This is a genomic window from Roseburia sp. OM02-15, assembly GCF_003481835.1.
GTDB classification, from domain to species: domain Bacteria; phylum Bacillota; class Clostridia; order Lachnospirales; family Lachnospiraceae; genus Eubacterium_I; species Eubacterium_I ramulus_A.
The window spans coordinates 21,821-45,686 of sequence record NZ_QULX01000013.1 but is presented as its reverse complement, the minus strand read 5'-3'; the positions used below and the strand labels follow the sequence as shown (position 1 = coordinate 45,686).

Sequence of the window (23,866 nt, the reverse complement as noted above, 5' to 3'; positions counted from 1 at the left end):
AAATTATATGAAATTTCCTGCTAAACAAAAAAGCACCATTTACATGGTGCTTTCTGATAACTGGCCCACAAGGATTCGAACCTTGAAATGACGGAGTCAGAGTCCGTTGCCTTACCATTTGGCGATGGGCCATTACTTGTTGCCGAAGGCTTTGCTTTGAGGTGTTTGCCTCATGTCCTGTCGACAAGTGTTATTATAGGGCAAGTTTCCAAGGATTGCAACCCCTTTTTTGAAAAAACTACGTTTGAATTTTTAACTTATTTTTGATAATAATCTGACATTTTAAAAATAAATGTAAAATGAAAGAAAAATATCAATTAAAAAATGATTTCACCATCAACAATACCGAATTCCTCTAAATCTTCGGAATCCATGATAGCGCGTCCACTGGTTGCTTCCGTGATCTGAACACAAAAATCCTTGAATTTTTCCTCAGGAACCATCAGATCAAGGGTAACATTATCGGCATATTGGGTATCCAGTGTAAAAATCTGGTTCTGTGCTACCAGATATTGCAGTTTTCCAATGCCATTATAATCTGTAGTGACATGTAATTTGTGCCCGAACTGCTTTTCAATGATGGTACTTGCAGCAAGTCCTGCCTGAGTAGCTGCCTGATACGCCCGCACCAGTCCACCGGTGCCAAGCAGAGTGCCGCCAAAATATCGGGTGACAACAACGATGCAGTTGTGAATCCCTTCCCGGAGCAGTACATCCAGAATCGGACGACCGGCAGTACCGGAAGGTTCTCCGTCATCACTGCAGCGGGTACATTCATTGTTTTTCCCGATGGTATAGGCATGACAGTTGTGACGTGCATCCCAATATTCCTTTTTTATCTTATTTAAGAAGGCAACTGCTTCTTCTTCCGAGGTGACCGGGAGCGTGTGTGCGATGAAACGGGATTTTTTTTCTTCGATTTCATCCTGACCGGCCTGATATAATACTTTATAACTCATGATGTTCCTTTCTATATATGAATCTACAAATCAATATTACGAATCTAGAGATCTACAAATCAATAGGATTTTTATTTTTTGAAAAATTGATTTTTAAAGATCGTTGTTTTTACAATTATATTGTTTTTATATTTTTGCCAGATGCGAGGTATCCACATCTAATGTAGACAGTATATCGCATTAATGGTAATATAAGCAATATAGTTGTTTGACTTTTCGTTTAATAGAGAAGAATTGTATTAGATAAGAAAAGGCTCCTGTCTTTAGCGGCGGTGAGCAGCAAGAATGATGAGGGCATTCTTGAATGGAGGGAATCTATGAATTATGGCAGAAAAAATGCTGCGCGCAGGAAATGGGAGCTGACCTCCCGTGGAACGGTCATGCGCAGGAAGCTTTCTTCGCTGACGTTACTGATCGTGCTGCTGTTGTTTGTTTCCGGACTTGGATATGTCGGTTATCAGGGCTATCGTTTTGTGGAAAAAATAATTGCAGAAGCACCGGATATTAATGAGATTGATGCGACACCTTCCGGATATATGTCCACAGTTCTGGATGCAGACGGAAATGTGACCGCGCAGCTTGTTGGAACCGGTTCCAATCGAGTCTATGTGACATTGGATGAGATTCCGGTGGATCTGCAGCATGCATTTGTGGCAATCGAAGATGAGCGTTTTTATGATCACAACGGCATTGACCTGAGGGGAATAGCCCGGGCAGTTGCAAAGGGACTGACCACCGGACATCTCACAGAAGGAGCCAGCACGATCACACAGCAGCTGTTGAAAAATAATGTGTTTGAGGGATGGACGACAGAGGACTCCTCACAGCGTATTGAGCGAAAACTGCAGGAACAATATCTGGCAGTACAGCTGGAAAAGAAAGTTTCCAAAGACTGGATCATGGAAAATTATCTGAATACCATCAATCTGGGACAGAATACGTTAGGCGTGCAGGCAGCATCCAGACGTTATTTTGGAAAAGATGTCTCAGAGCTGACGTTGTCAGAGTGCGCAGTAATTGCAGGAATTACCCAAAATCCGTCCAAATACAACCCGATTTCTCATCCGGAGGACAATGCAGCCCGGCGTGAGAAAGTTCTTTTAAATATGAAAGAGCAGGGGTATATTGATGAGAATGAGTATCAGGAGGCACTGGAAGATCCGGTATACGACCGGATTCAGGATAACAATACCAAGTGGCAGAGCAGTGATACCAATATCACATCTTATTTTGTAGATTCCCTGACAGAAGAAGTGGTACAGGATCTGCAGGATGAATTAGATTATTCGGAAGCGCAGGCATATAAAGCACTGTACAGCGGTGGTCTGACCATTTATTCGACACAGGATCCGAAAATCCAGAAGATTTGTGATGATCAGGTAAATGATGACAGTAATTATTCTGATATTGCCAAAAAAGTTTCTTTTTCCTATGCATTATCCGTTCAAAAGACGGATGGTTCTGTGGAACATTACAGTGAGCAGAATCTGCTTTCTTATTATAAGAAGAAGTACGAAACCTATGATCTGAATTATAAGAGTGAATCATCTGCACAGGATGCGATTGATGAGTACCGGGAAGCCATGATCAGTGCTGGGGGAACCGTGCTTGGGGAAAATGTGACATTTACCGTGCAGCCGCAGACATCGGTAACGATCATCGATCAGAGCACCGGTCAGGTGAAGGCCCTGGTTGGCGGCAGAGGTGAAAAGACGGCAAGTAAGACGTTAAACAGAGCTTCCGGGGTGACGAGACAGCCTGGTTCTACCTTTAAGATCCTGAGTGCTTACGCTCCGGCATTGGACAGTGGAAAATACACGCTGGCAACAGCGGTACTGGATGAACCGATCACATATTCATCCGGTCAGACCGTACACAATGCAGATGGCAAGTATCGTGGCTATACGAGCATCCGGGAGGCGATTCAGGATTCCGTCAACGTAGTGGCGATCAAGACGGTGGAAGATATCACACCAAAGACCGGCTATGAGATGGTAAAGAAATTTGGTATATCTACGCTGACAAAGGACGATATTGTGGAATCATTGCCACTTGGTGTCGGTGCAGTCAGCAATCTGGAGCTGGCAGCAGCTTTTGAAGTTATTCCGAATGGCGGAAAATATAAGGAACCGGTATTGTATACGAAGATATTGGATCAGGATGGAAATGTTCTTCTGGACAAGACTCCGAAGACACACACTGTGATCAAGGACAGTACCGCATATCTGCTGACCTCAGCCATGGAAGATGTTGTAAAATACGGAACCGGAAAACTGGCAGATTTTGGTACCATGCCGATTGCCGGAAAAACCGGTACAGCAGGAACGACGGAAGCAGCCCGTGACGCCTGGTTTGCAGGTTTTACGCCATATTACACCTGTGTGGTATGGGGCGGTTATGACGATTACTCAGAACTGGAATCTACCAAATATCCGAAGATCCTGTGGAACCGTATTATGGGACAACTTCACGAAGGACTGGAATACAAAGATTTTGAGATGCCGGATGATGTGCAGGAATATACCGTGTGTGCAACCTCTGGCAAGATTGCAATCCCGGGTGTCTGCTCCAAGACCGTGACGGAATATTTTGCGGATGGAACCGAACCGGAGGAAAAATGTGATCTGCATGAGACTGCGGTGATCTGTAAGGATTCCGGATTGCTTGCAGGAGAATATTGCCCGGAAAGCAGCAAGGTGAAAAAAACTTATGTAAAAGATGCGTCCGGGGAAGATGCAATGCCGACGAAGGTATGTGATGTTCATACAAGCCATGGACTGTTACAGCCGTTGATCGATGCGTTGACACCGAATCGCAGTGGACAGGATGCCCAGACATATTCTAACACGTCCGGTACGCAGAATACGCAAAATGCATCACATTAAAACAAATTAAGAAAGAACACAGAAAATGTTACAATTCTGTGTTCTTTTTTTGCCTGCGAATAAGTTCTGAATTTGTAAAAATAAGGTGAAAAAACAGTGAAATGAACGTTGAGAACGGAAACTTATATTGACACTATGATACTGATTTGTTATAATTGGACATGTTGAATGTAACAATTTTGTAATAATTGAGATAAAAAGTAACAATAAAAAATAGTATGGAACATACGGAGGACAATATGAGAACCAGAAATAGAAAATTTGCAGCCTGTTTATTATTAAGCACCTTAGTACTGACCATGGGAGCAGGAAGTGCACAGGCAGCAGAGACAGATAATACAGCAGCAATCAGTACCACTGCAGCACCGGCTTCAGGAGTTTCACTTCTTGTTGCACAGGCAGATACCGCAGAGCAGACAGCAGCTGCAAATCTTGGTGTGACACAGACAGACAGTTATATCAATATCCGCAAGGAAGCAACCACAGACAGTGAGATCGTTGGTATTATGAAAAACAATGCGGTAGCAACTGTTACCGGTACAGAAGATGGATGGTACCAGATCACATCCGGTTCTATCAGCGGATATATCAAAGCAGAATATTTAACTGTTGGAGATCAGGCATTACTGGATTCTGTTAAAACACGAACAGCTACCGTGGAGACAGAGACTTTAAAAGTAAGAAGCGAAGCAAGCACAGATGCTTCCGTCGTAACTTTAGCAGGACAGGACGAACAGCTTACGGTTACTGATGAGCAGACACCGGGATGGGTAAAAGTTGAGACTTCTGACGGTGAGGGATATATTTCCACAGAATATGCAGAGGTAGCAGATACTTATCAGTATGCAGAAAAACCGGAAGTAGAGAGTGCACAGAGCAGTTCCGGAAGCTCCGTGATCAGCTATGCGAGCCAGTTCCTTGGTAATCCGTATGTATGGGGCGGTACAAGCCTGACAAACGGTGTAGACTGTTCCGGATTTGTAATGCAGGTATATGCACATTATGGAATTTCCCTTCCACATTCTTCATCTGCATTACGCAGTGTAGGACGTGGCATAAGTTATTCCGAAGCACAGCCGGGCGATATCATCTGCTATAGCGGACATGTTGCATTATATATTGGCGGCGGTCAGATCATCCATGCAAGCAATCCAAGTGATGGAATTAAAATTTCACCGGCAACTTATACAAATATTCTTGCAGTCCGCAGAGTGTTAGGATAATTCGGATAAAATACAGAGGTTTGGCATAATTTGGACAGAATGATCGGATTTTGTGGATAATGTGCATAACCTTGTTTATAACGGTCAGAAAGAGGATCTGAAGGTACGTGGAAATCAGATCCTCTTTTTGTTATTTTATTAAGAAAGTTTGACTTTTTTTATCATTCATTTTGTTTGGCAGAGGGAATATACTTGACGGATGGGAACAATTATTGTATAAAGATTCAATGGAGATTTGATTTCTGATTGGTAATTATAAATAAAAAGGATGATTTGACACAGAAAAAATGTGTGAAATCACTGCGAATAAGTATAAAAGAAATGGGACAAAATGAGTAGTAGAAAAGAACTGGCAGGAGTGCGGATCGATATCTGCAGCCTGCGGGAAGCACTTCATAAAATCGAACATTATCTTGCATCAGAAGGACTTCATGCGGTGGAAACCGTTTCTATGAAAACGGTGGTGACGGCAGGAGAGGATGAACAGGTCAGACAATGTCTGGAGGATATGGATCTGGTGATCCCTTCGGATAAGGAAATCCTGATGGAACTTGGGGTGACATCCAGAAAGTGGCTGGATGAGGCGCGGGAGCACCGGTTTGTCTCCGAGACTCTGCGAGGGGTGATCCGGGCGAAACACAGTGTATATCTGCTGTATGAGACACGGACGCAGATGGATACCCTTTGTGAATTTCTGGAAAATTCCTTTGGAAATGCGCCGTATGTCTGTGGTGATGCAGTCTGGGAAGAAGCAGGTGAGGATGCAGAACAGATCGTCAATGAGATCAATGCGGTATCGCCACATATGATTTTTTCCATGCTATCCACTCCACGCCAGGAAAAATTTCTGGCAGAGCACAGACAGATGCTGAATGCGCGGCTCTGGTTTGGCGTGGGAAGCGAGAATACCTTCGTCAATGGAAAGAAGAAATCAGTGGGAATCTGTAAAAAACTGCTGGCGCGCCATAAGATGAAGCGTCAGATCCAGTCTTATGAATCAGAGGAAAAAACAGATTGATCGTAAAATTTGCGTAGTTTTTATCTCAGTGGAGAAATGTTTTTCACTGAGATATTTTTGTTCCTTTGGCAGTTGACAGACTGCAGGGGCATTAAAATTCAGATAAGGGGGAAGTGTTATGAAACAGTTAGCTGGTAAAAAAACAGTTCAGGATCTGCTGCTGATCATTATCGGATCAGGTCTGACGGCTTTGCCGGTCAAATGTATTTATGATCCGCTGGATATGGTTACCGGAGGATTTTCCGGTTTGTCAATCATTATCAAGGCGCTGACATCCTGGATCGTTGCAGGGGGAATCCCGCTGGGAGTAACCTCTTTTGTATTAAATGTGCCGATCTTTATTGCGGCATATATCAAGAAAGGAAAAGAATTTGTCGGAAAATCCTTTCTTGCAATGGTGTTGCTGTCTGTATGGTTAGTGATCATTCCGCCAATTGATATGGCAGAAAATGATTTCGTCATTGGCACGATCCTTGGAGGCTGCCTGATGGGACTTGGAATCGGTCTGGTGCTCCGGGCAAACTGCACCACCGGTGGAACGGATATGCTGGCAGTATTGATCCACAGCAAATGGAAACAGTTTTCCGTGGTACGCCTGATTCAGATCATTGATGCGCTGATCGTGGTGAGTGGTTTGTATCTGTTTGGATGGAAAAGTGGATTGTATGCGATTTTTTCTATCGCCGTTGCCACAAAAGTGTCCGATATCACGCTGGAAGGTCTGGACGTGTCACGTGCGGTTTATATCCTGTCTGACGAGACGCAGAAAATTTCTGATGTGATCCTGTCGGAGATGGATCGTGGTGTGACTGGTATTCAGGCGAAGGGCATGTATACAAAACAGGAAAAATGTATGCTGTTGTGTGTGGTATCCCGCAAGCAGATCGTCTGGTTGAAGGAGACCGTTATGGAAATTGATCCGAAAGCTTTTCTGATTATATGCGATGCAAGAGAGGTATGGGGAGAAGGATTTCAGTCGTATTCGGAGAAAATCTAAAAAAAGTGTGAAATATGGGGAAATGCATAAAAAAAATTGCATTTCCTCTTTACTTTTTTGGGTGTTTTGTCTTAAAATAAGGATGCACAGTAAAAATATACGCGAAAAAGAGAATTAGTTATTGTGAATGTTGTATAAGGAAGTGTACAGGGGGGCTTTTCATTATGATTTCAAATCAGATATTGCAGAATACAATTGATGGATTAAAAAATATAACAAGGATAGATTTGTGTATCATTGATACGGAAGGCAAGATCCTGGCAACGACATTTTCCGAGGCAGATCGGTATGTCAGTCCGGCGATGGCACTGGTAGATTCGCCTGCCGACAGTCAGGTAGTATCAGGATGTCATTTCTTTAAGGTGTTTGATGAGCACCAGTTAGAGTATGTATTGCTGGCAAACGGCGACAGTGATGATGTTTACATGGTTGGACAGATCGCAAGTTTCCAGATTCAGAATCTGCTGGTTGCATATAAGGAACGATTTGATAAAGACAATTTTATCAAGAACCTGCTGTTGGATAACCTGCTTCTGGTAGATATTTACAATCGTGCCAAAAAACTGCATATTGAAACTGATGTGCGCAGAGTGGTATATATTATAGAGACCAACCGTGACAAAGAGGGAAATGAGCTTGAGAAGGTACGCAGTATCTTTGAGGGCAAGAACCGGGATTTTGTTACGGCAGTAGATGAGAAAAATATCATTGTTGTCAAAGAAGTAGACGAGATGGACAGCAATCAGGATCTGGATAAGACCGCGGAAGTAATTCTTGGTCTGTTCAAAGGTGATGCAGAGGTGCATATCGCATACGGTACTGTGGTGGGAGAGATCAAAGAAGTATCCCGTTCTTACAAAGAAGCACGTATGGCACTGGATGTTGGAAAGATCTTCTTCGAGGATCGCAACATTATTGCGTACTCTGCACTGGGAATCGGTCGTCTGATCTATCAGCTTCCTATTCCACTTTGTAAAATGTTTATCAAAGAGATCTTCGGTGGCAAATCTCCGGATGACTTTGACGAGGAGACATTGACAACCATCAATAAATTCTTTGAGAACAGCCTGAATGTGTCTGAGACATCAAGACAGTTGTACATTCACAGAAATACACTGGTATACAGACTGGATAAGTTACAGAAGAGCACGGGACTGGATCTTCGTGTGTTCGAGGATGCGATCACATTCAAGATTGCATTAATGGTTGTAAAATACATGAAATATATGGAAACATTAGATTATTAAGTTGCTAAGTGTTTGGGGGCACAGATGGTGAAAGCGTTCGTGCCCCTTTTTTTGCCTAACAGGAAAAATGAAGTTTTTCTGTCAAATAGAGTTGGAAACAGATAAGTTGAAGTATGGTTTGAAGTGATTTCGAAGGAGGATAAAATGATTACTTTAAAAGACGTAAGCAAGTCATACGTGGAAGGCGTCCCGGCACTTGCTGATGTAAATATTCAGATTGAAGAAGGCGAATTTGTATTCGTAGTAGGTGACAGTGGATCAGGAAAATCAACACTGATCAAATTGTTGTTAAAAGAACTGGAGCCTACTTCCGGATCCATTATCATAAATGACAAGATCCTTTCTGAGATTCCGCGCCGGCAGGTTCCGCGTTTCCGCAGAAATATCGGATGTGTGTTTCAGGATTTCCGTCTGTTAAAAGACCGTAATGTATACGAGAATGTGGCATTTGCGCAGCGGATCATCTCTGCACCGGCGCGTTCTATCAAAGAAAAAGTACCGAAAATGCTTTCTCTGGTAGGTCTGGCAGCAAAATATAAATCCAAACCAAACCAGTTATCCGGTGGAGAGCAGCAGCGTGTGGCAATTGCAAGAGCGCTGATCAATGAGCCGAAGATTCTTCTGGCAGATGAGCCGACCGGTAACCTGGATGCAAATAATGCATGGGAGATCATGAAATTATTAGACGAGATCAACAAACGTGGCACAACCGTTCTGGTAGTCAGCCATAACATGGAGATCGTTGAGGCAATGAAGAAACGTGTCATCACACTGCAGCAGGGACATGTAGTCAGTGATGTACAGATGGGCGGTGAAGAAGATGAAAATTAGTACATTTGGATACACCATCAAACAAGGTATCAAAAATATATGGACAAATAAAATGTTTTCCATTGCGTCCATCGCAACGATGGCGGCATGTATTTTCATGTTTGGTATGTTTTATTCTATCGTAATTAACTTCCAGCATGTAGTCAAAGATGTGGAGTCCGGCGTAGCAATCACCGTATTCTTCGATGATGGTACGACACAGGATCAGATCGATGCCATTGGTCAGGAAATCGCAATGAGACCGGAAGTATCCAGTTTCAATTATGTTTCTGCCGAGGAAGCATGGGAAGAATACAAATTAGAGTATTTTGACGGTGATGAGGCAGCGGCAGCAAGTTTTGGTACAGATAACCCGCTGGCAGGAGAATCCAACTATGAGATCTATATGGAGGACATTTCGCAGCAGAGCAGTCTGGTATCTTATCTGGAAGGCTTAGATCATGTCAGCAGAGTCCGTCAGTCAGAGATGGTTGCAAATACATTGACTGATTTTAACCGACTGGTAAGTATTGTATCTGCGGTTATTATCCTGATCCTGATCTGCGTTGCCGTATTCCTGATCAGTAATACGGTTCGTACCGGTATCGCTGTTCGAAAAGAAGAAATTGGTATTATGAAGGTCATCGGAGCGACGGATTATTTCGTCCGGGCGCCGTTTATCGTGGAGGGTATTCTGATCGGTCTGATCGGAGCAGCTATTCCGCTGATCATTCTTCATGCTATGTATGGAAGAATTATTGAATATGTTGCAAATCGTTTTGGATTCCTGAACAACCTGCTGACGTTCCTTCCGGTAGATACTGTATTCCAGATCTTATTACCGGTTGGTCTGATCCTTGGCGTTGGAATCGGATACATTGGCAGTCGTGTAACCGTAAGAAAGCACATCAATGTATAAGATACGTGAGATGCAAAAAATAGCAATTTTTGAATCAGTGCTGAAGATGGAAATAATTGATATAAATAGCAGTTTATATCATATAATATAGCAGAAAAATAGGAGATTTGATGATGAAAAAACATCCAGACAAATCGCAGCACTAATATGGTGGGATTAATATTGGCGGCGGCACGTTTCGGAATGATAACCGAAAGTGCCGGCGCTTCTGCTGATTTTAGAAAAAAATAAAGGAGATTTGACAATGAATCAGGAAGAACGAGATTTTGTGGTGGAAGAGCCAGAGGAATCTTTCGAAACAAAATCAGGAAAAAAGAAGCGTAAGAAGAAACAAAACGGGTTTGGAAAGGGATTTTTTGCCGGGGTCATTGTAATGGCACTTCTCTCTGTTGTTATTTTTGGTGTGTATGAGTATGTTTCTGGTGTTTCGGTAAGCAGAACTGGACTGTTAGACCGCACGACTTCAAAAAAACTTCAGACACTGGCAGCTTATATTCAGTCGAATTATTATGAGGATGTAGATACGGGTACTCTGCAGGAAGGACTGTATGCAGGATTGTTTGACAATCTGGATGTCTATTCCCAGTATTATACGGCAGAGGAAGCACAACAGTTGTATGATACCAATGTATCCGGTACTTATTGCGGAATCGGAGCAAGTCTGCAGCAGGATGCAGACACAAAGGTTGTTACGGTCATGCATGTGTATGATGGTTCACCGGCGCAGGAGAGTGGATTACAGGAAGGCGATGTGATCGTTTCCGCAGATTCTTATGAGGCAGCGTCCACAGATCTGAGCGAGTTTATCACACACGTCCGTGGAGAAGAAGGTACACAGGTGCATCTGGTGATCGCACGATCCGGAGAATCAGATTATCTGGAATTTGACATTACCAGAAAAAATCTGGTGCTTCCCACGGTTACCCAGAAGATGTTGGAAAACCAGACCGGATACATACAGGTAACAGAGTTTACCGAACATACGGTAGAGCAGTTTGAGGATGCACTGTCTGAATTACAGCAGGAAGGTATGACCGCGCTGATCGTCGATCTGCGTTCCAATCCGGGTGGTATGCTCACTTCCGTATGCAGTATGCTGGATGATATTTTGCCGGAAGGCCTGTTAGTCTATACCGAAGATAAAAACGGAAACCGTCAGGATTATAATTCTACAGATGATAAATCATTGGATCTGCCGTTGGCGGTTCTTGTAAATGGAAATAGTGCCAGTGCATCGGAGATTTTTGCAGGTGCGATCCAGGATCGAAAAGCGGGCACGATTATCGGAACTACAACTTATGGAAAAGGTGTTGTGCAGTCGATTCTGTCTCTGAAAGATGGAAGTGCTTTCAAACTGACAACCAGCCGTTACTTTACACCAAACGGAACCTGCATTCAGGGCATTGGTATCCAGCCGGATGTGGAGATTGAATACGAATTTACCGGTCCGGAGGATGCAAAATATAGCGAAGAATACGATAATCAGATTCAAAAAGCACTGGATGTATTGCAACAATAAGTATAGTATGGTATGATACAAGGCGGTAACTATTATTGAAAAAACAACTTAAATTGTTGAAAAAACAACTATAAATTCAAGTTGAACGCACGTGAGACTTGGTGCGTGATTCTGGTCAGCGCAAGCTGACATCTTCTTTTCAGAATCACTGCACTCTACACGCCGTTCCGGTCGGCGCAAAACCATTGTCTCCCAGACAATGTGCGCCCTCGCGGAGCATTTATCTCAGTCGGAGATTGAACTCCCACTGAGAAATACTTGTTACTACTCACCACTTGCAGAAGTGGGAGTCTCAACTCCGACTGAGATGAAATGTGCAGTTTGCATAGAAGAAAAATGGAAAGATAAGGAGAAACAGTCATATGTGTGGAATCGTAGGATATATTGGTGAGCAGCAGGCAGCACCGATCTTACTTGCAGGACTTTCAAAACTGGAATACCGTGGTTATGATTCAGCCGGTATCTGTGTTCGTGATGAGTCCACCGGAAATGTTGAAGTAGTAAAAGCCAAAGGTCGTTTACGTACCCTGATCGAGAAAACAGATGACGGACATTCTGTAATCGGTACCAGCGGTATCGGACATACACGTTGGGCAACACACGGTGAGCCGTCTGAGAACAATGCACATCCGCATTGCTCTGATGATAAAAACGTTGTTCTGGTTCATAATGGAATTATTGAAAACTTCCAGGAACTGAAAGAGAAATTAGTAAAACGTGGCTATACATTCTATTCTGAGACAGATACAGAAGTAGCTGTAAAATTGATTGATTATTATTACAAAAAGACAGAGTCACCGTTGACTTCAATTGCGACAGCAATGCTTCACATCAGAGGTTCTTATGCATTCGGTGTTATGTTCAAAGACTGCCCGAACAAGATTTTTGCAGCAAGAAAAGACAGCCCGTTGATCATTGGAAAGAGCGAGCATGGTACACTGATCGGTTCTGATGTACCGGCGATCTTAGATCAGACACGTAATGTATATTACATCGACAATATGGAGATCGCAGAGCTGACAAAAGACGAGATTCATTTCTTCAACATGGATGAAGAAGAAATCGAAAAAGAAGTGGTTCAGATCAAATGGGATGCTGAGGCAGCAGAAAAAGGCGGTTATGAGCATTTCATGTTAAAAGAGATCCATGAGCAGCCGAGAGCCGTTCAGGATACGATTGGCGCATATGTAAAAGACAATGCTGTTGATTTTTCTGAGATTGGTCTGAAGGATGAAGAGCTGGCAAATATTGAGCGTGTTTATATCGTAGGCTGCGGTTCTGCTTATCATGTAGCTATGGCCGCAAAATATGTACTGGAAGATATGACACAGGTTCCGGTTGAGATTGACATCGCGTCCGAGTTCCGTTATCGTAATCCGATTCTGGTGAAAAATTCACTGGTTGTCATCATTTCACAGTCCGGAGAGACCGCAGACAGTCTGGCAGCTCTTCGTCTGGCAAAAGAGAAAGGCGTAGCTGTTCTTGGCGTTGTAAACGTAGTAGGCTCCAGCATTGCCCGTGAGAGTGATCATACTCTGTACACTTACGCAGGACCGGAGATCTCTGTAGCAACAACAAAAGCTTACAGCACACAGCTGATCGCGATGTATCTGTTTGCAATGCGTCTGGCACAGGTAAAAGGTCTGCTCAGTGAAGAAGATTGTGCAAAGATGATCGCAGAGTTAAATGAGCTTCCTGCCAAGATTCAGAAGATTCTGGATGACAAAGAGCGTATTCAGTGGTTTGCAAGCAAATATGCAAACGCAAAAGATATGTTCTTCCTGGGACGTGGTCTGGATTATGCCATCAGTCTGGAAGGCAGCCTGAAGATGAAAGAGATCAGCTACATTCACTCTGAGGCATATGCAGCAGGTGAGTTAAAACATGGAACCATCAGTCTGATCGAGGACAACACACTGGTTGTTGGTGTATTGACTCAGAGCAACCTCTATGAGAAAACCATCAGCAACATGGTAGAGGTAAAAAGCCGTGGCGCATATCTGATGGGACTGACCACATATGGCAACTATGGTATCGAAGATACCGCAGATTTCTCTGTTTATGTACCGAAGACAGATCCGCATTTTGCAACCAGTCTGGCAATCATTCCGTTACAGTTACTGGGATACTATGTCAGCGTAGCAAAAGGTCTGGATGTAGATAAACCGAGAAACCTTGCAAAATCTGTAACAGTAGAGTAAACAGATTTAAAAGAACAGAAAGATTTCAGTAAGCCCGGATGCGGAAGATTTCGTATCCGGGTTTGTTTTATCTCAGTCTGAGTTGAGACTCCCACTTCTGCAAGTGGTGAGTAGTAACAAGTATTTCTCAGTGGGAGTTCAATCTCCGACTGAGATAAATGCTCCGCGAGGGCGCACATTGTCTGGGAGACAATGGTTTTGCGCCGACCGGAACGGAGTGTAGAGTGCAGTGATTCTGAAAAGAAGATGTCAGCTTGCGCTGACCAGAATCACGCACCAAGTCTCACGTGCATTCGACTTGAATATTGCCGAGCCGATTAGTACTTTTAAAGGTGGTGTTTAATCGTAATAACAAGTTAGTTTCAGTAGAAGTGTAACCTTTGATTGAGGCGAAATGCTCCGTAAAGTATTTGGTAGGTAATGGCTTTCTGTAGGATTATCAAAATGTGCGAATTTTCAGAAAAAAGCATATAATTTCGAACTTTAATTTTTCGTGGAAAAAGCGTTGACAGAAAGGGGATTATCCTGTATATTATGTCTTGTGTTCAGCAAGAGCACAAAACAATAAGAAATGCGCGAGTGGCTCAGTTGGTGGAGCGCGACCTTGCCAAGGTCGAGGCCGCGGGTTCGAGTCCCGTCTCGCGCTCTGAAAAATAGGTATCCAGTTGGATACCTATTTTTTTGTACAAATTTGTACGGGTGGACCGCTTTTTTCCATCCAGTAAAAAGTGCTGTAAATGTGGCAGGGTAAAAAAAGAACTGAAACTTTCGGACAGAGTATACATCTGTGCGTGTGGAAATCAGATGGACCGTGATCTGAATGCAGCAATCAATATCCGTGAAGAAGCACGTCGTATGCTGTTGGCAGGATAGACAGAAACTGTCTGTAACCAGACCGGAAGATATCCCCTGATTGGGTAAAAAATAAATCGCGGGGCACGCGAGGATAGCTTGTAGATACTTGGCTCAGTAGAGCCATTGAGCAAGAAGCCCCCACTTCAAAATCTGTGATTTAAGTGGTGGGAGCATGTCACGTATCTAAGGATCATAAATAACTGAGAAAACTTATGTAATATATCTGCGGCAACTTAGTAAAGTTAAAAAGAGAAAAACCACTTTTAACATCTAAGCGGGCATTTTAGCCCGTGTGATGTTAAAAGTGGTTTTTTGATTCACTATGTAAATTGTTGCCGCCTCACTATTATTTAACTTTTTTTCGCAGCAGTATGTGTTCCATCAAAAGCGCTACAATCAATCCCATGATCAGTCCGTTGGAGACGATATAACGCAGCATCTGAGGTAATGTCATAAATGCATCCGCATTCAGGAACATAATACCTGCACCAATCATAAAGGAAATTCCGATAATGAAGCCTTCACGATTGGTCAGTTCTACTTTCTTAAATTCCTGAATACCCTGTTGCAGCATCATGGCAAATACGATCATCATGGCAGAATATCCAACTGCCGGAGGAATCGCCGCAAAGAAGGTACAGATTGGAGCAATCACACCAAGAAGCATCATAAAGAGTCCACCGATGATGAAAGGTCCTCTTGCAGCAACTCGTGTCAGTTTGGTAGTACTTGGTGCGGAAGCAAATGGTACGAATCCGGTAACCGGAAATACACCACAAAGTATAGCGGTACAGCCAAAGAGAACCGTACTTCTTTTCACCTGTTTTGGAGTATTTTCTACTTCCAGCAATTCTGACATACCATTCAGACTGGTTGCAAAGTTTGAAAAAAGCATAAATTCACCAATCAGACAGGTAATGATAACACTTGGGTAAATGGTTGGTGTTCCCCAGGCAAAGGGTTGAGGGATGGCCAGGAAACCATTACCGGATGAAATGAAATCCGGTGAAATGCCAAGCGCGTATGCCAGAATCCAGCCGCACACAACACCGATCAGGGTTGCGATGGACTGCAAAAATCCTTTGGCTTTCAGGTTGATCACTAAGATTACTGCGGTTGTGATCAGAAAGACCGCAAGGAATTTTGGCTGGATTGTTTTGTATCCAGAAGAAATACCGGTTGCGCCTTTAATGACGGTGGCACTCATCTGCATAACCATGAGGATAAGAAATGTTCCGTTTACAATAGGGGTAAATACTTTAAGAATCTTATCTATCAGTCCGGTCAGGGCAACAATAATAACCATAATACCGGCAATGATCATACCCATTTCCATATTGGTTCGTAAAACGGCAAGATCCTGACCGAAAGAGGTACAGGTCTCTGCAAGAATGATCAGAAGTCCCATCCAGAGACCGGCTGGTCCATCAATAATAGGATAACGGTGTCCGAGGATTGCCTGCAAAATGGAAACGCCACCGCTGAGCAAGAAAGTTCTCTGCAGCATTTGGGCGATCTCAGCCTGATCAAGACCAAGGTATGCGCCTATGATAACTGGCATAATGGCACTTCCGGCAAGAAAGTAAACCAGATACTGTACACCATAGATGACAGATTGTCCGGCAGGAACTTTATCTTCCAGATCATAGAGCATGCCATGTTTGTTTGCAGTTGTATTTGGCTGTGTCTGTTTCATAACATAATCTCCTTTGAATTTTGGTATACCATGAGTATACGACTTAGAATAGCAAAAAGCAATACATACTTTTTGGTTACCTGATAAGAAGATGTCAGCTTGCGCTGATCAGAATCACGCACCAAGTCTCACGTGCGTTCGACTTGAATGTGCTTGCTTTACGAAGGTTAGATAAAAGATATATCAGATGAAAGATGACTTCCACCTCTATAGGTGGTGAGCAGCAAGAATGTTGTGGGCATTCTTGTAATAGGCGGTGGATACATTTCGTTTGACAATTTATTTTTCATCACGTATAGTGTTTAAGGTAACAAGTTGGCATATAGCTAAGCTGTTATATGAAGATAATAAAGCGGATTTTAGCTCATCATGAGTCGGAAATTTGTCGTTTTGACAGATGACTTCCGCTTAACAAGTAAAATTAAATTATTTCATTTCAAGGAGGAAACAATTATGATTTCAACACCTTCCGCATGCATCGTTGCAGATAAGGAAAAAGTTGCAAAAGCAGTCCTGATGCCAGGAGATCCGCTGCGCGCAAAATATATTGCAGAAAAATATCTGGAGAATCCGGAATTATTCAACACTGTTCGTAATATGTACGGATATACAGGTACATATAAAGGAAAACGCATCTCTGTTATGGGAAGCGGTATGGGTATTCCGTCTATGACATTATACGCACATGAACTGTATAACTTCTTTGATGTAGATTCTATCATTCGTGTAGGTTCTGCAGGTGCACTTCGTGATGATATGAAAGTACGTGACGTTGTTATCGCTATGAGCGCATCTACAAACTCTAAATTTGATGTACAGTATGGTTTCCCGGGAACACTTGCTCCGACTGCTGATTTTGATCTGCTGAAAGATGCAGTTGATATCTGCAATGAGAGAGAAGCAAGCGTAAAAGTTGGAAATGTATTTACAACAGATGTATTCTACAATGCAGATTCCAATATTCCGTCACTGTGCCGTGATCTTGGAATGCTCTGTGTAGAAATGGAGACAGCAGGAATTTACTGGGAAGCAGTAGCTTCTCATAAGAAAGCTTTAAGTATTCTGTCTATTTCTGATCATATGTTCCGTCATGAGGAACTGACTGCTTTAGAGCGTCAGGAGTCCTTTGATGAGATGATTGAGATCGCACTTGAAACTGCATGGAGAAGTCTGTAATAGCTTCTTTTGTGGTCAAGATTTAGGTTGTGAAAGCGCCAGTCATCAATCTTACCTCTGCGGCTAACAATCGCTCGCTGAGGAAAGATTGCCTGACTGGCGCTTAATTTACTTTTCTCAATTTATACCATTCTACTTTTATCATTTGCCAAGAAAAAATAGCAGGAGTTCTTATTAAGACTTAAATAGTAAATTTTAAGCCACCTTAATCAAGAAATTCGGTTGCATGTTTCCGGTACCAAATTGGTAAATGCGTACGCTGACAACTTGGATTTTTCCGCTCTGCAATTTCAATATGATGAAAAAATGATTTCCACATATCGATAAATGGATCTGTCATATCTTCGGTATGTTTTAATCGCTGCAACTCATCTGTAGACAAGGTAGTAAGATAAGTTTCCTGATCGGCAGAATGAATGGCTGCAATGGAACGGGTATCATCTATAATGAGCCAGTTTTCCGAAGGCATCCGATCATCAAAAGCAGGATAGAGCAGGGTTAGAATATTCGACTTTGGTTCAATATGTGCGACCAGAACTCCGTCAGGAAGCGCCTGGAAACGAACAATTTCCCGGAATATATGAGCTTCATTCATGACGCTTCGGCTTAATTCAAATACGGCACTGACATAAGGATGCTGCAGCATATCCGTGATTTTATCAGGATAAGCGAATCCCAGAAGCAGGAAGCGATAGATCCGGTCGAGCTTATCCGGATGTTCGGACATAGCACAACGGTAAATCATAATATATGCGGAGAAAGACAGTTTTTTCTGGATGGAACGGACAACTTTCTTCGCTTTTTCCGTATCTGCCTGAATCGGGCGGTATTCACAGAATAATTCCATATCGCCTACTGGTTCTGCTTTCAGACGGATATTCTGATGTCCTTCTTTGGATGCCCATGCATCATAGATACACGTCATCATTGCTTCAAATGTATTTTCACAAGTATAGATCGTCATCATTGCCTCCATAATAATCAAAATAGAGATAGCTGTTCATAAATTTCTCCAGAAGCGGCAATCATATAATTGGCTTTGGCATCGGTTGCCGTAAGCTGTCGGGTAATAAAACTTTCGTCCAGGCGGATCGGTACATGCATTTTTCCGTTACAGGTAATAAAGTATTGGGCACGTTTCAGGACAACACCCATTTTTCGGATACTGTCAAAGGACAGCGGACCGAGCCGGCGGGCTTTCAGAATACGCAGTGCTGATTTTGCACCAATGCCAGGTACACGCATGAGCGTAGAGTAATCTGCACAGGCAACTTCTACCGGAAACTGTTCCAGATGGCGTAACGCCCAATCACATTTCGGGTCAAGTGCCAGATTGAAATTTGGTCGATCCGGGGTCAGCAGTTCGGAAGCATGAAATCCATAATAGCGCAGTAACCAGTCTGCCTGATAAAGCCGATGTTCACGCAGCAGCGGTGGCAGTGTCCCAATGGCAGGAAGCAGGGCATCTTCATTTAATGGAATATAAGCGGAGTAAAAAACACGTTTCAGGTCAAAATTTTGATAAAGTGCCTGCGTGGTAGATAAAATTTCAAAATCTGTTTCACCGGTTGCTCCGATGATCATCTGGGTACTCTGCCCGGCAGGGGCAAAAGGACGATCCGGATGACCGTACATGTTCTGGGGAGAAGCAGCCGATGTGGACGATATCGAAAATGCATCTAAATCAGTTTTATTATGGTCAGAAAAGCGGTGCTGTGAGTGAACGGAAATGGGAGTGTTTTCTGTCAGCAGCGCATGCATATCTGGGGTAATGTGTGTAAGATCAGCAGTGTTGCGTGAGTTAGTATGCGCGGACGAATTACCAATATGCACAGCATCTGTAAAGATACTGTGATCCAGATAACGGTTACCCCGATGACGATCCATGGCAGCACTTTTCCCAATAGCAAGCCGATATCCGCTGATTCGCTGCTGCATACTGCGCATGGGAGTCAGAATGGAGGCGCGTGTTTTCTGCGGTGCCAGCATGGAAAGTCCTTCGGCGGTTGGAAGTTCCAGATTGATGCTCATACGGTCAGCCAGATAGCCTGCCTGTTCCAGAAGTTCATCGGGAGCGTGTGGAATCGCTTTTACATGGATATAACCATTGAAGCAATATTTGTTACGAAGCAGGTAAAGTGTCTGATACATCAGCTCCATCGTGTGGGTTGGATTTTTGCATACCGCAGAACTTAAAAACAGCCCTTCAATGTAGTTGCGTTTATAAAATTCAATCACCAGCGTACAGATTTCTTCCGGGGTGAAGGTGGCACGGCGGCAGTCATTGTCTGCACGGCTCAGACAATATTTACAATTGTAGATGCAGTCGTTGCTCTGTAAAATTTTTAGCAGAGAGATACAGCGGCCATCACCGGCAAAGCTATGGCAGATTCCGGCAGCGCAGGAATTGCCGAGATGCCCTTTTTTGCCACGGCGGTCAATGCCACTGGAAGTACAGGCAACATCGTATTTTGCGGCATCGGATAATATTTCCAGTTTTTCGTGTAAAGAAAGTGTTGTATCATAAAGTTCCATAATCTGTTTCACCTCAAATCCGCAGTTATTTACCTCAGTGCTTCATGTTTGGAAAGTTTGAGGCAATGTCTGTGTGTTTTCTATATTGACAATATTTATGTGCTATAGTATTATTTTTAAATAAAATGCAGAACACATGTTCGATTGCAAAAATAGCATAACACAAAAAATGAGAGAATGCAACTGGAAAAACGAACCAATGTTCGAAATACTAACAGCGCAAATGGAATATCACTTGCAATTATAAAACCAGTGTGTTATAATTCAAAAATGACTGTAAGTAGTTGAAGTATACCTTTTTCAAAGAAATTACACGTGACTACATATATATAAAGGAGGAAATTGTCAGAATGAGCGTACAGGTGGAAAAGTTAGAAAAAAATACAGTAAAGCTTACCATTGAAGTTGCAGCAGAAGAACTGGAGAAAGCACTTCAGGAAGCATATAACAGACAGAAGAAAAATATCAGCATGCCAGGATTCCGTAAAGGAAAAGTTCCGAGAGCTATGGTAGAGAAAATGTATGGCGCAGGCGTATTTTATGAAGACGCAGCAAACGCATTAATTCCGCAGGCATATGCTGATGCAGCAAAAGAGTGTGGAGAGGATATCGTATCCAGACCGGTTGTTGATATTACTCAGATCGAGAAAGGCAAACCGTTTATCTTCACAGCAGAAGTTGCTACAAAACCGGAAGTAACACTTGGAAAATATATTGGTGTAACAGTTACTAAAGTAGACGGAACAGTAGCAGATGAAGATGTAACAGCAGAAATCAACAAAGAGCTTGAGAAAAATGCAAGAATCATCAACGTTGAGGATCGTGCAATCGAGAACGGCGATACAGCAGTAATTGATTTCGAAGGATTTGTAGACGGTGTTGCATTTGAAGGCGGAAAAGGTGAGAATCATCCGTTAGAAATCGGTTCTGGAAGCTTCATTCCGGGATTTGAAGAGCTGCTGATTGGTAAAAACATCGGTGATGATGTAGATGTAAACGTTACATTCCCAGAAGAGTATCATGCAGAAGATCTCGCTGGAAAAGAAGCTACATTCAAAGTTAAAATTCATGAGATCAAAGCAAAAGAGATTCCGGAGCTTGATGACGAGTTCGTTCAGGATGTATCTGAGTTCGATACCGTTGATGAGTACAAAGCTGATGTAAAAGCTAAATTAGAAGAGAAAAAACAGAACGAGATCAAACGTGCATATCAGGATGAAGCAATCGATAAGATCGTAGATAAATCCACAATGGAACTTCCGGATGCAATGATCGATACACAGTGCGAGAACATGATCAACCAGTTCGCACAGCAGATGGCACAGCAGGGACTGTCCATGGATCAGTACCTTCAGTTCTCAGGTCTGACAATTGACCAGTTAAAAGAGCAGGTTCGTCCGGACGCTATCACACGTATCAAGAGCAGCCTTGTTCTTGAGCAGATTGCAAAAGAAGAGAACATCGAGATCACAGATGAAGATGTAGATGCTGAGATCGAGAAAATGGCTAAAATGTACAACATGGAAGCTGACAAGCTCAAAGAGTACATGGGCGAGGATGAGAAAGAGAACATGAAACAGGATCTGGCAGTTCAGAAAGCAGTTGAGCTGATCACAGAATCTGTAAAACCTCGTGCAAAAGCAAAAACAAAAAAAGAGAAAGAAGCTGAAGCAGCAGAGGCAGAAACAGCTGAATAATTCTCTGACAGGGCAGGAAAATTAAGTCCTGTATCACAAAGTGAATAATACAAAAGCAGATCGTGCCGGCGAGGCCGGTCTGCTTTTCATGTTTTTTCAGAATAATCGTGATTGATAAAAATATATGTGTAGAAGTGAAAATTCTGAAAGAAAATAAAAAATAGTAGGAGGTAGCAATATGAGTTTAGTACCTTACGTCGTTGAGCAGACAAGCAGAGGCGAGCGGAATTATGATATTTATTCCAGATTGTTAAAAGATAGAATCATTTTCCTGGGAGAAGAAGTAAATGAGACAACAGCAAGCCTGATCGTAGCACAGCTTCTGTTCCTTGAGTCTGAAGATCCGGGCAAAGATATTCAGTTATATATCAACTCTCCGGGTGGAGTGGTTTCCTGTGGTCTGGCTATTTACGATACGATGCAGTACATCAAATGCGATGTTTCCACAATCTGTATCGGTATGGCAGCAAGCATGGGAGCATTCTTACTGGCAGGCGGAACAAAAGGAAAACGTTACGCACTTCCGAATGCTGAGATCATGATCCATCAGCCGTCCGGCGGAGCAAAAGGACAGGCTACGGATATTCAGATCGTAGCAGAGAACATTCTGAAGACAAAAGAACGCTTAAACCGTATTTTATCTGAAAATACAGGCCAGCCTTACGAAGTAGTAGCTGCAGATACTGAGCGTGATAACTATATGACTGCAGAAGAAGCAAAAGCTTACGGTTTGATTGATGCCGTAATCACAAACAGACAGTAAAATGTAGCGTGGGAGTAAGATTGAATGGCAGGAAGAATAAATCAGGGCGATAAAATACGTTGCTCTTTTTGTAATAAAACCCAGGATCAGGTACACAAACTGATCGCGGGACCGGCAGGCATCTATATCTGTGATGAGTGTATCGAGACCTGCAACGAGATTCTGGAAGAGGAAATGCAGGATTACGAAGAAAATGACCATATGGATATTAACTTGCTGACACCGGAAGAAATCAAGGCATTTCTGGATGACTATGTCATTGGTCAGGATGAGGCAAAAAAAGTATTATCCGTAGCGGTATACAATCATTACAAACGAATTTTGGCAGAGCCGGACCTGGATGTAGAACTGCAGAAAAGTAATATCCTGATGCTTGGACCGACAGGTTCCGGTAAGACATTACTGGCGCAGACATTAGCGAAAATCCTGAATGTGCCGTTCGCAATCGCAGATGCGACCACATTGACAGAAGCCGGATATGTCGGTGAGGATGTGGAAAATATTCTGCTGAAGATCATTCAGGCGGCAGATTATGATGTGTCTAAAGCAGAATACGGCATCATTTATATTGATGAGATTGATAAGATCACACGTAAATCCGAAAATGCGTCTATCACAAGAGACGTTTCCGGTGAAGGTGTACAGCAGGCATTGTTAAAGATTCTGGAAGGAACCATTGCGTCTGTTCCACCACAGGGGGGCAGAAAGCATCCACAGCAGGAACTGATCCCGATCGATACCACGAACATTCTGTTTATCTGTGGTGGTGCCTTCGAAGGCATCGATCGTATTATCGAAAACCGTATGGATCGTGGTTCCATTGGATTTAATGCAGAACTGGCAGGAGAGAATGATAAAAATATCAGTGAACTTCTGAAAGACGCGCTTCCGCAGGATTTTGTAAAATTCGGTATGATCCCGGAGTTTATGGGACGTGTGCCAATCACGGTTTCTCTGGAAGCACTGGAGCGTGAGGATCTGATCCGCATCTTAAAAGAGCCGAAAAACTCTTTGTTAAAACAGTATCAGAAACTGTTCTCCTTAGACGAGGTAGAACTTGTTTTTGAGGATGATGCTTTGGATGCAGTGGCAGATCTGACCATCAACCGGAAGACAGGTGCGCGTGGTCTGCGTGCCATCATGGAAAATGTCATGATGGATCTGATGTATCGGATTCCGTCTGATAAAAATATTAAGAAATGCACGATTACAAAAGATATGGTAGAAGGAAAAGGAGAAGCAATCCTTGAGTATCGTAATGGTGCGATTGAAACTGAGAAATAAAAAGAGGGAAATACAGCTAAAAAGTGTTTTCCGTTTTGCAAGGGCGGGGTCAGATATATGGCGCCGCCCCTTGTAGCATTTT

18 protein-coding genes and 2 tRNA genes are annotated in these 23,866 nt (G+C 42.9%); 15 read left to right on the top strand and 5 right to left on the bottom strand.

Annotated features, from left to right (window positions below; translation table 11 throughout):
* Positions 1 to 60: 60 nt before the first annotated feature.
* Positions 61 to 132, bottom strand: a tRNA-Gln gene (locus tag DXB15_RS11980).
* A 185-nt stretch (positions 133 to 317) separates the two neighbouring features.
* The gene (locus DXB15_RS11975) at positions 318 to 959 is read right to left on the bottom strand and encodes a YigZ family protein (protein ID WP_109216716.1); all 642 of its coding nucleotides are present in this window, start codon (positions 957 to 959) and stop codon (positions 318 to 320) included.
* A 317-nt stretch (positions 960 to 1,276) separates the two neighbouring features.
* Between DXB15_RS11975 and DXB15_RS11970 the strand changes: the two genes are divergently transcribed.
* The 11 genes from DXB15_RS11970 (at position 1,277) to DXB15_RS11920 (ending at position 14,651) form a co-directional block, all read left to right on the top strand.
* A complete protein-coding gene (locus DXB15_RS11970; protein ID WP_118703069.1) occupies positions 1,277 to 3,844 on the top strand; it encodes a transglycosylase domain-containing protein in 2,568 nt (855 codons plus the stop codon).
* A 239-nt stretch (positions 3,845 to 4,083) separates the two neighbouring features.
* Positions 4,084 to 5,067, top strand: a complete 984-nt coding sequence (locus tag DXB15_RS11965; RefSeq protein WP_109216718.1) for a C40 family peptidase — start codon at positions 4,084 to 4,086, stop codon at positions 5,065 to 5,067.
* Positions 5,068 to 5,398: 331 nt separating this feature from the next.
* Complete coding sequence (locus tag DXB15_RS11960) at positions 5,399 to 6,085, top strand: WecB/TagA/CpsF family glycosyltransferase (protein WP_118703068.1); 687 nt, start codon at positions 5,399 to 5,401, stop codon at positions 6,083 to 6,085.
* A gap of 118 nt (positions 6,086 to 6,203) precedes the next feature.
* Positions 6,204 to 7,082: a YitT family protein gene (locus DXB15_RS11955; protein WP_109216720.1), complete on the top strand. Its 879-nt coding sequence runs from the start codon at positions 6,204 to 6,206 to the stop codon at positions 7,080 to 7,082.
* A gap of 164 nt (positions 7,083 to 7,246) precedes the next feature.
* The gene (locus tag DXB15_RS11950) at positions 7,247 to 8,329 is read left to right on the top strand and encodes a PucR family transcriptional regulator (protein ID WP_109216721.1); all 1,083 of its coding nucleotides are present in this window, start codon (positions 7,247 to 7,249) and stop codon (positions 8,327 to 8,329) included.
* A gap of 144 nt (positions 8,330 to 8,473) precedes the next feature.
* The gene (ftsE, locus tag DXB15_RS11945; RefSeq protein WP_109216722.1) at positions 8,474 to 9,160 is read left to right on the top strand and encodes a cell division ATP-binding protein FtsE; all 687 of its coding nucleotides are present in this window, start codon (positions 8,474 to 8,476) and stop codon (positions 9,158 to 9,160) included.
* Positions 9,150 to 10,058, top strand: a complete 909-nt coding sequence (gene ftsX, locus DXB15_RS11940; RefSeq protein ID WP_118703067.1) for a permease-like cell division protein FtsX — start codon at positions 9,150 to 9,152, stop codon at positions 10,056 to 10,058. The genes ftsE and ftsX overlap by 11 nt, the downstream gene beginning before the upstream one ends.
* Positions 10,059 to 10,302: 244 nt before the next feature.
* Entirely contained in the window at positions 10,303 to 11,577 is a 1,275-nt protein-coding gene (locus DXB15_RS11935; RefSeq protein WP_118703066.1) for a S41 family peptidase, read from the top strand.
* Positions 11,578 to 11,939: 362 nt separating this feature from the next.
* The gene (gene glmS / locus DXB15_RS11930; RefSeq protein ID WP_118703065.1) at positions 11,940 to 13,778 is read left to right on the top strand and encodes a glutamine--fructose-6-phosphate transaminase (isomerizing); all 1,839 of its coding nucleotides are present in this window, start codon (positions 11,940 to 11,942) and stop codon (positions 13,776 to 13,778) included.
* Positions 13,779 to 14,351: 573 nt separating this feature from the next.
* Positions 14,352 to 14,424, top strand: a tRNA-Gly gene (locus DXB15_RS11925).
* 35 nt (positions 14,425 to 14,459) lie between these two features.
* A complete protein-coding gene (locus DXB15_RS11920) occupies positions 14,460 to 14,651 on the top strand; it encodes a zinc ribbon domain-containing protein (RefSeq protein ID WP_330427518.1) in 192 nt (63 codons plus the stop codon).
* Between the two features lie 328 nt (positions 14,652 to 14,979).
* Here DXB15_RS11920 and DXB15_RS11915 read toward each other — a convergent pair whose 3' ends face one another.
* Positions 14,980 to 16,329, bottom strand: a complete 1,350-nt coding sequence (locus DXB15_RS11915; protein WP_118703064.1) for a uracil-xanthine permease family protein — start codon at positions 16,327 to 16,329, stop codon at positions 14,980 to 14,982.
* A 453-nt stretch (positions 16,330 to 16,782) separates the two neighbouring features.
* Between DXB15_RS11915 and deoD the strand changes: the two genes are divergently transcribed.
* The gene (gene deoD, locus DXB15_RS11910) at positions 16,783 to 17,505 is read left to right on the top strand and encodes a purine-nucleoside phosphorylase (RefSeq protein WP_109214403.1); all 723 of its coding nucleotides are present in this window, start codon (positions 16,783 to 16,785) and stop codon (positions 17,503 to 17,505) included.
* Between the two features lie 205 nt (positions 17,506 to 17,710).
* Here the strand turns inward: deoD and DXB15_RS11905 are convergent, their stop codons facing one another.
* A complete protein-coding gene (locus DXB15_RS11905; RefSeq protein WP_118703063.1) occupies positions 17,711 to 18,469 on the bottom strand; it encodes a TIGR03915 family putative DNA repair protein in 759 nt (252 codons plus the stop codon).
* Positions 18,470 to 18,486: 17 nt separating this feature from the next.
* Entirely contained in the window at positions 18,487 to 20,040 is a 1,554-nt protein-coding gene (locus DXB15_RS11900) for a putative DNA modification/repair radical SAM protein (RefSeq protein ID WP_118703062.1), read from the bottom strand.
* Between the two features lie 350 nt (positions 20,041 to 20,390).
* Between DXB15_RS11900 and tig the strand changes: the two genes are divergently transcribed.
* From tig to clpX, 3 genes are all read left to right on the top strand, one after another.
* Positions 20,391 to 21,737 carry a trigger factor gene (tig, locus tag DXB15_RS11895; protein ID WP_118703061.1) on the top strand — a complete coding sequence of 449 codons (1,347 nt, stop codon included), beginning with the start codon at positions 20,391 to 20,393 and terminating at the stop codon, positions 21,735 to 21,737.
* A 178-nt stretch (positions 21,738 to 21,915) separates the two neighbouring features.
* Positions 21,916 to 22,500, top strand: a complete 585-nt coding sequence (gene clpP, locus DXB15_RS11890; RefSeq protein WP_021737465.1) for an ATP-dependent Clp endopeptidase proteolytic subunit ClpP — start codon at positions 21,916 to 21,918, stop codon at positions 22,498 to 22,500.
* Between the two features lie 24 nt (positions 22,501 to 22,524).
* Complete coding sequence (gene clpX / locus DXB15_RS11885; RefSeq protein WP_109214399.1) at positions 22,525 to 23,784, top strand: ATP-dependent Clp protease ATP-binding subunit ClpX; 1,260 nt, start codon at positions 22,525 to 22,527, stop codon at positions 23,782 to 23,784.
* Positions 23,785 to 23,866 lie beyond the last annotated feature (82 nt).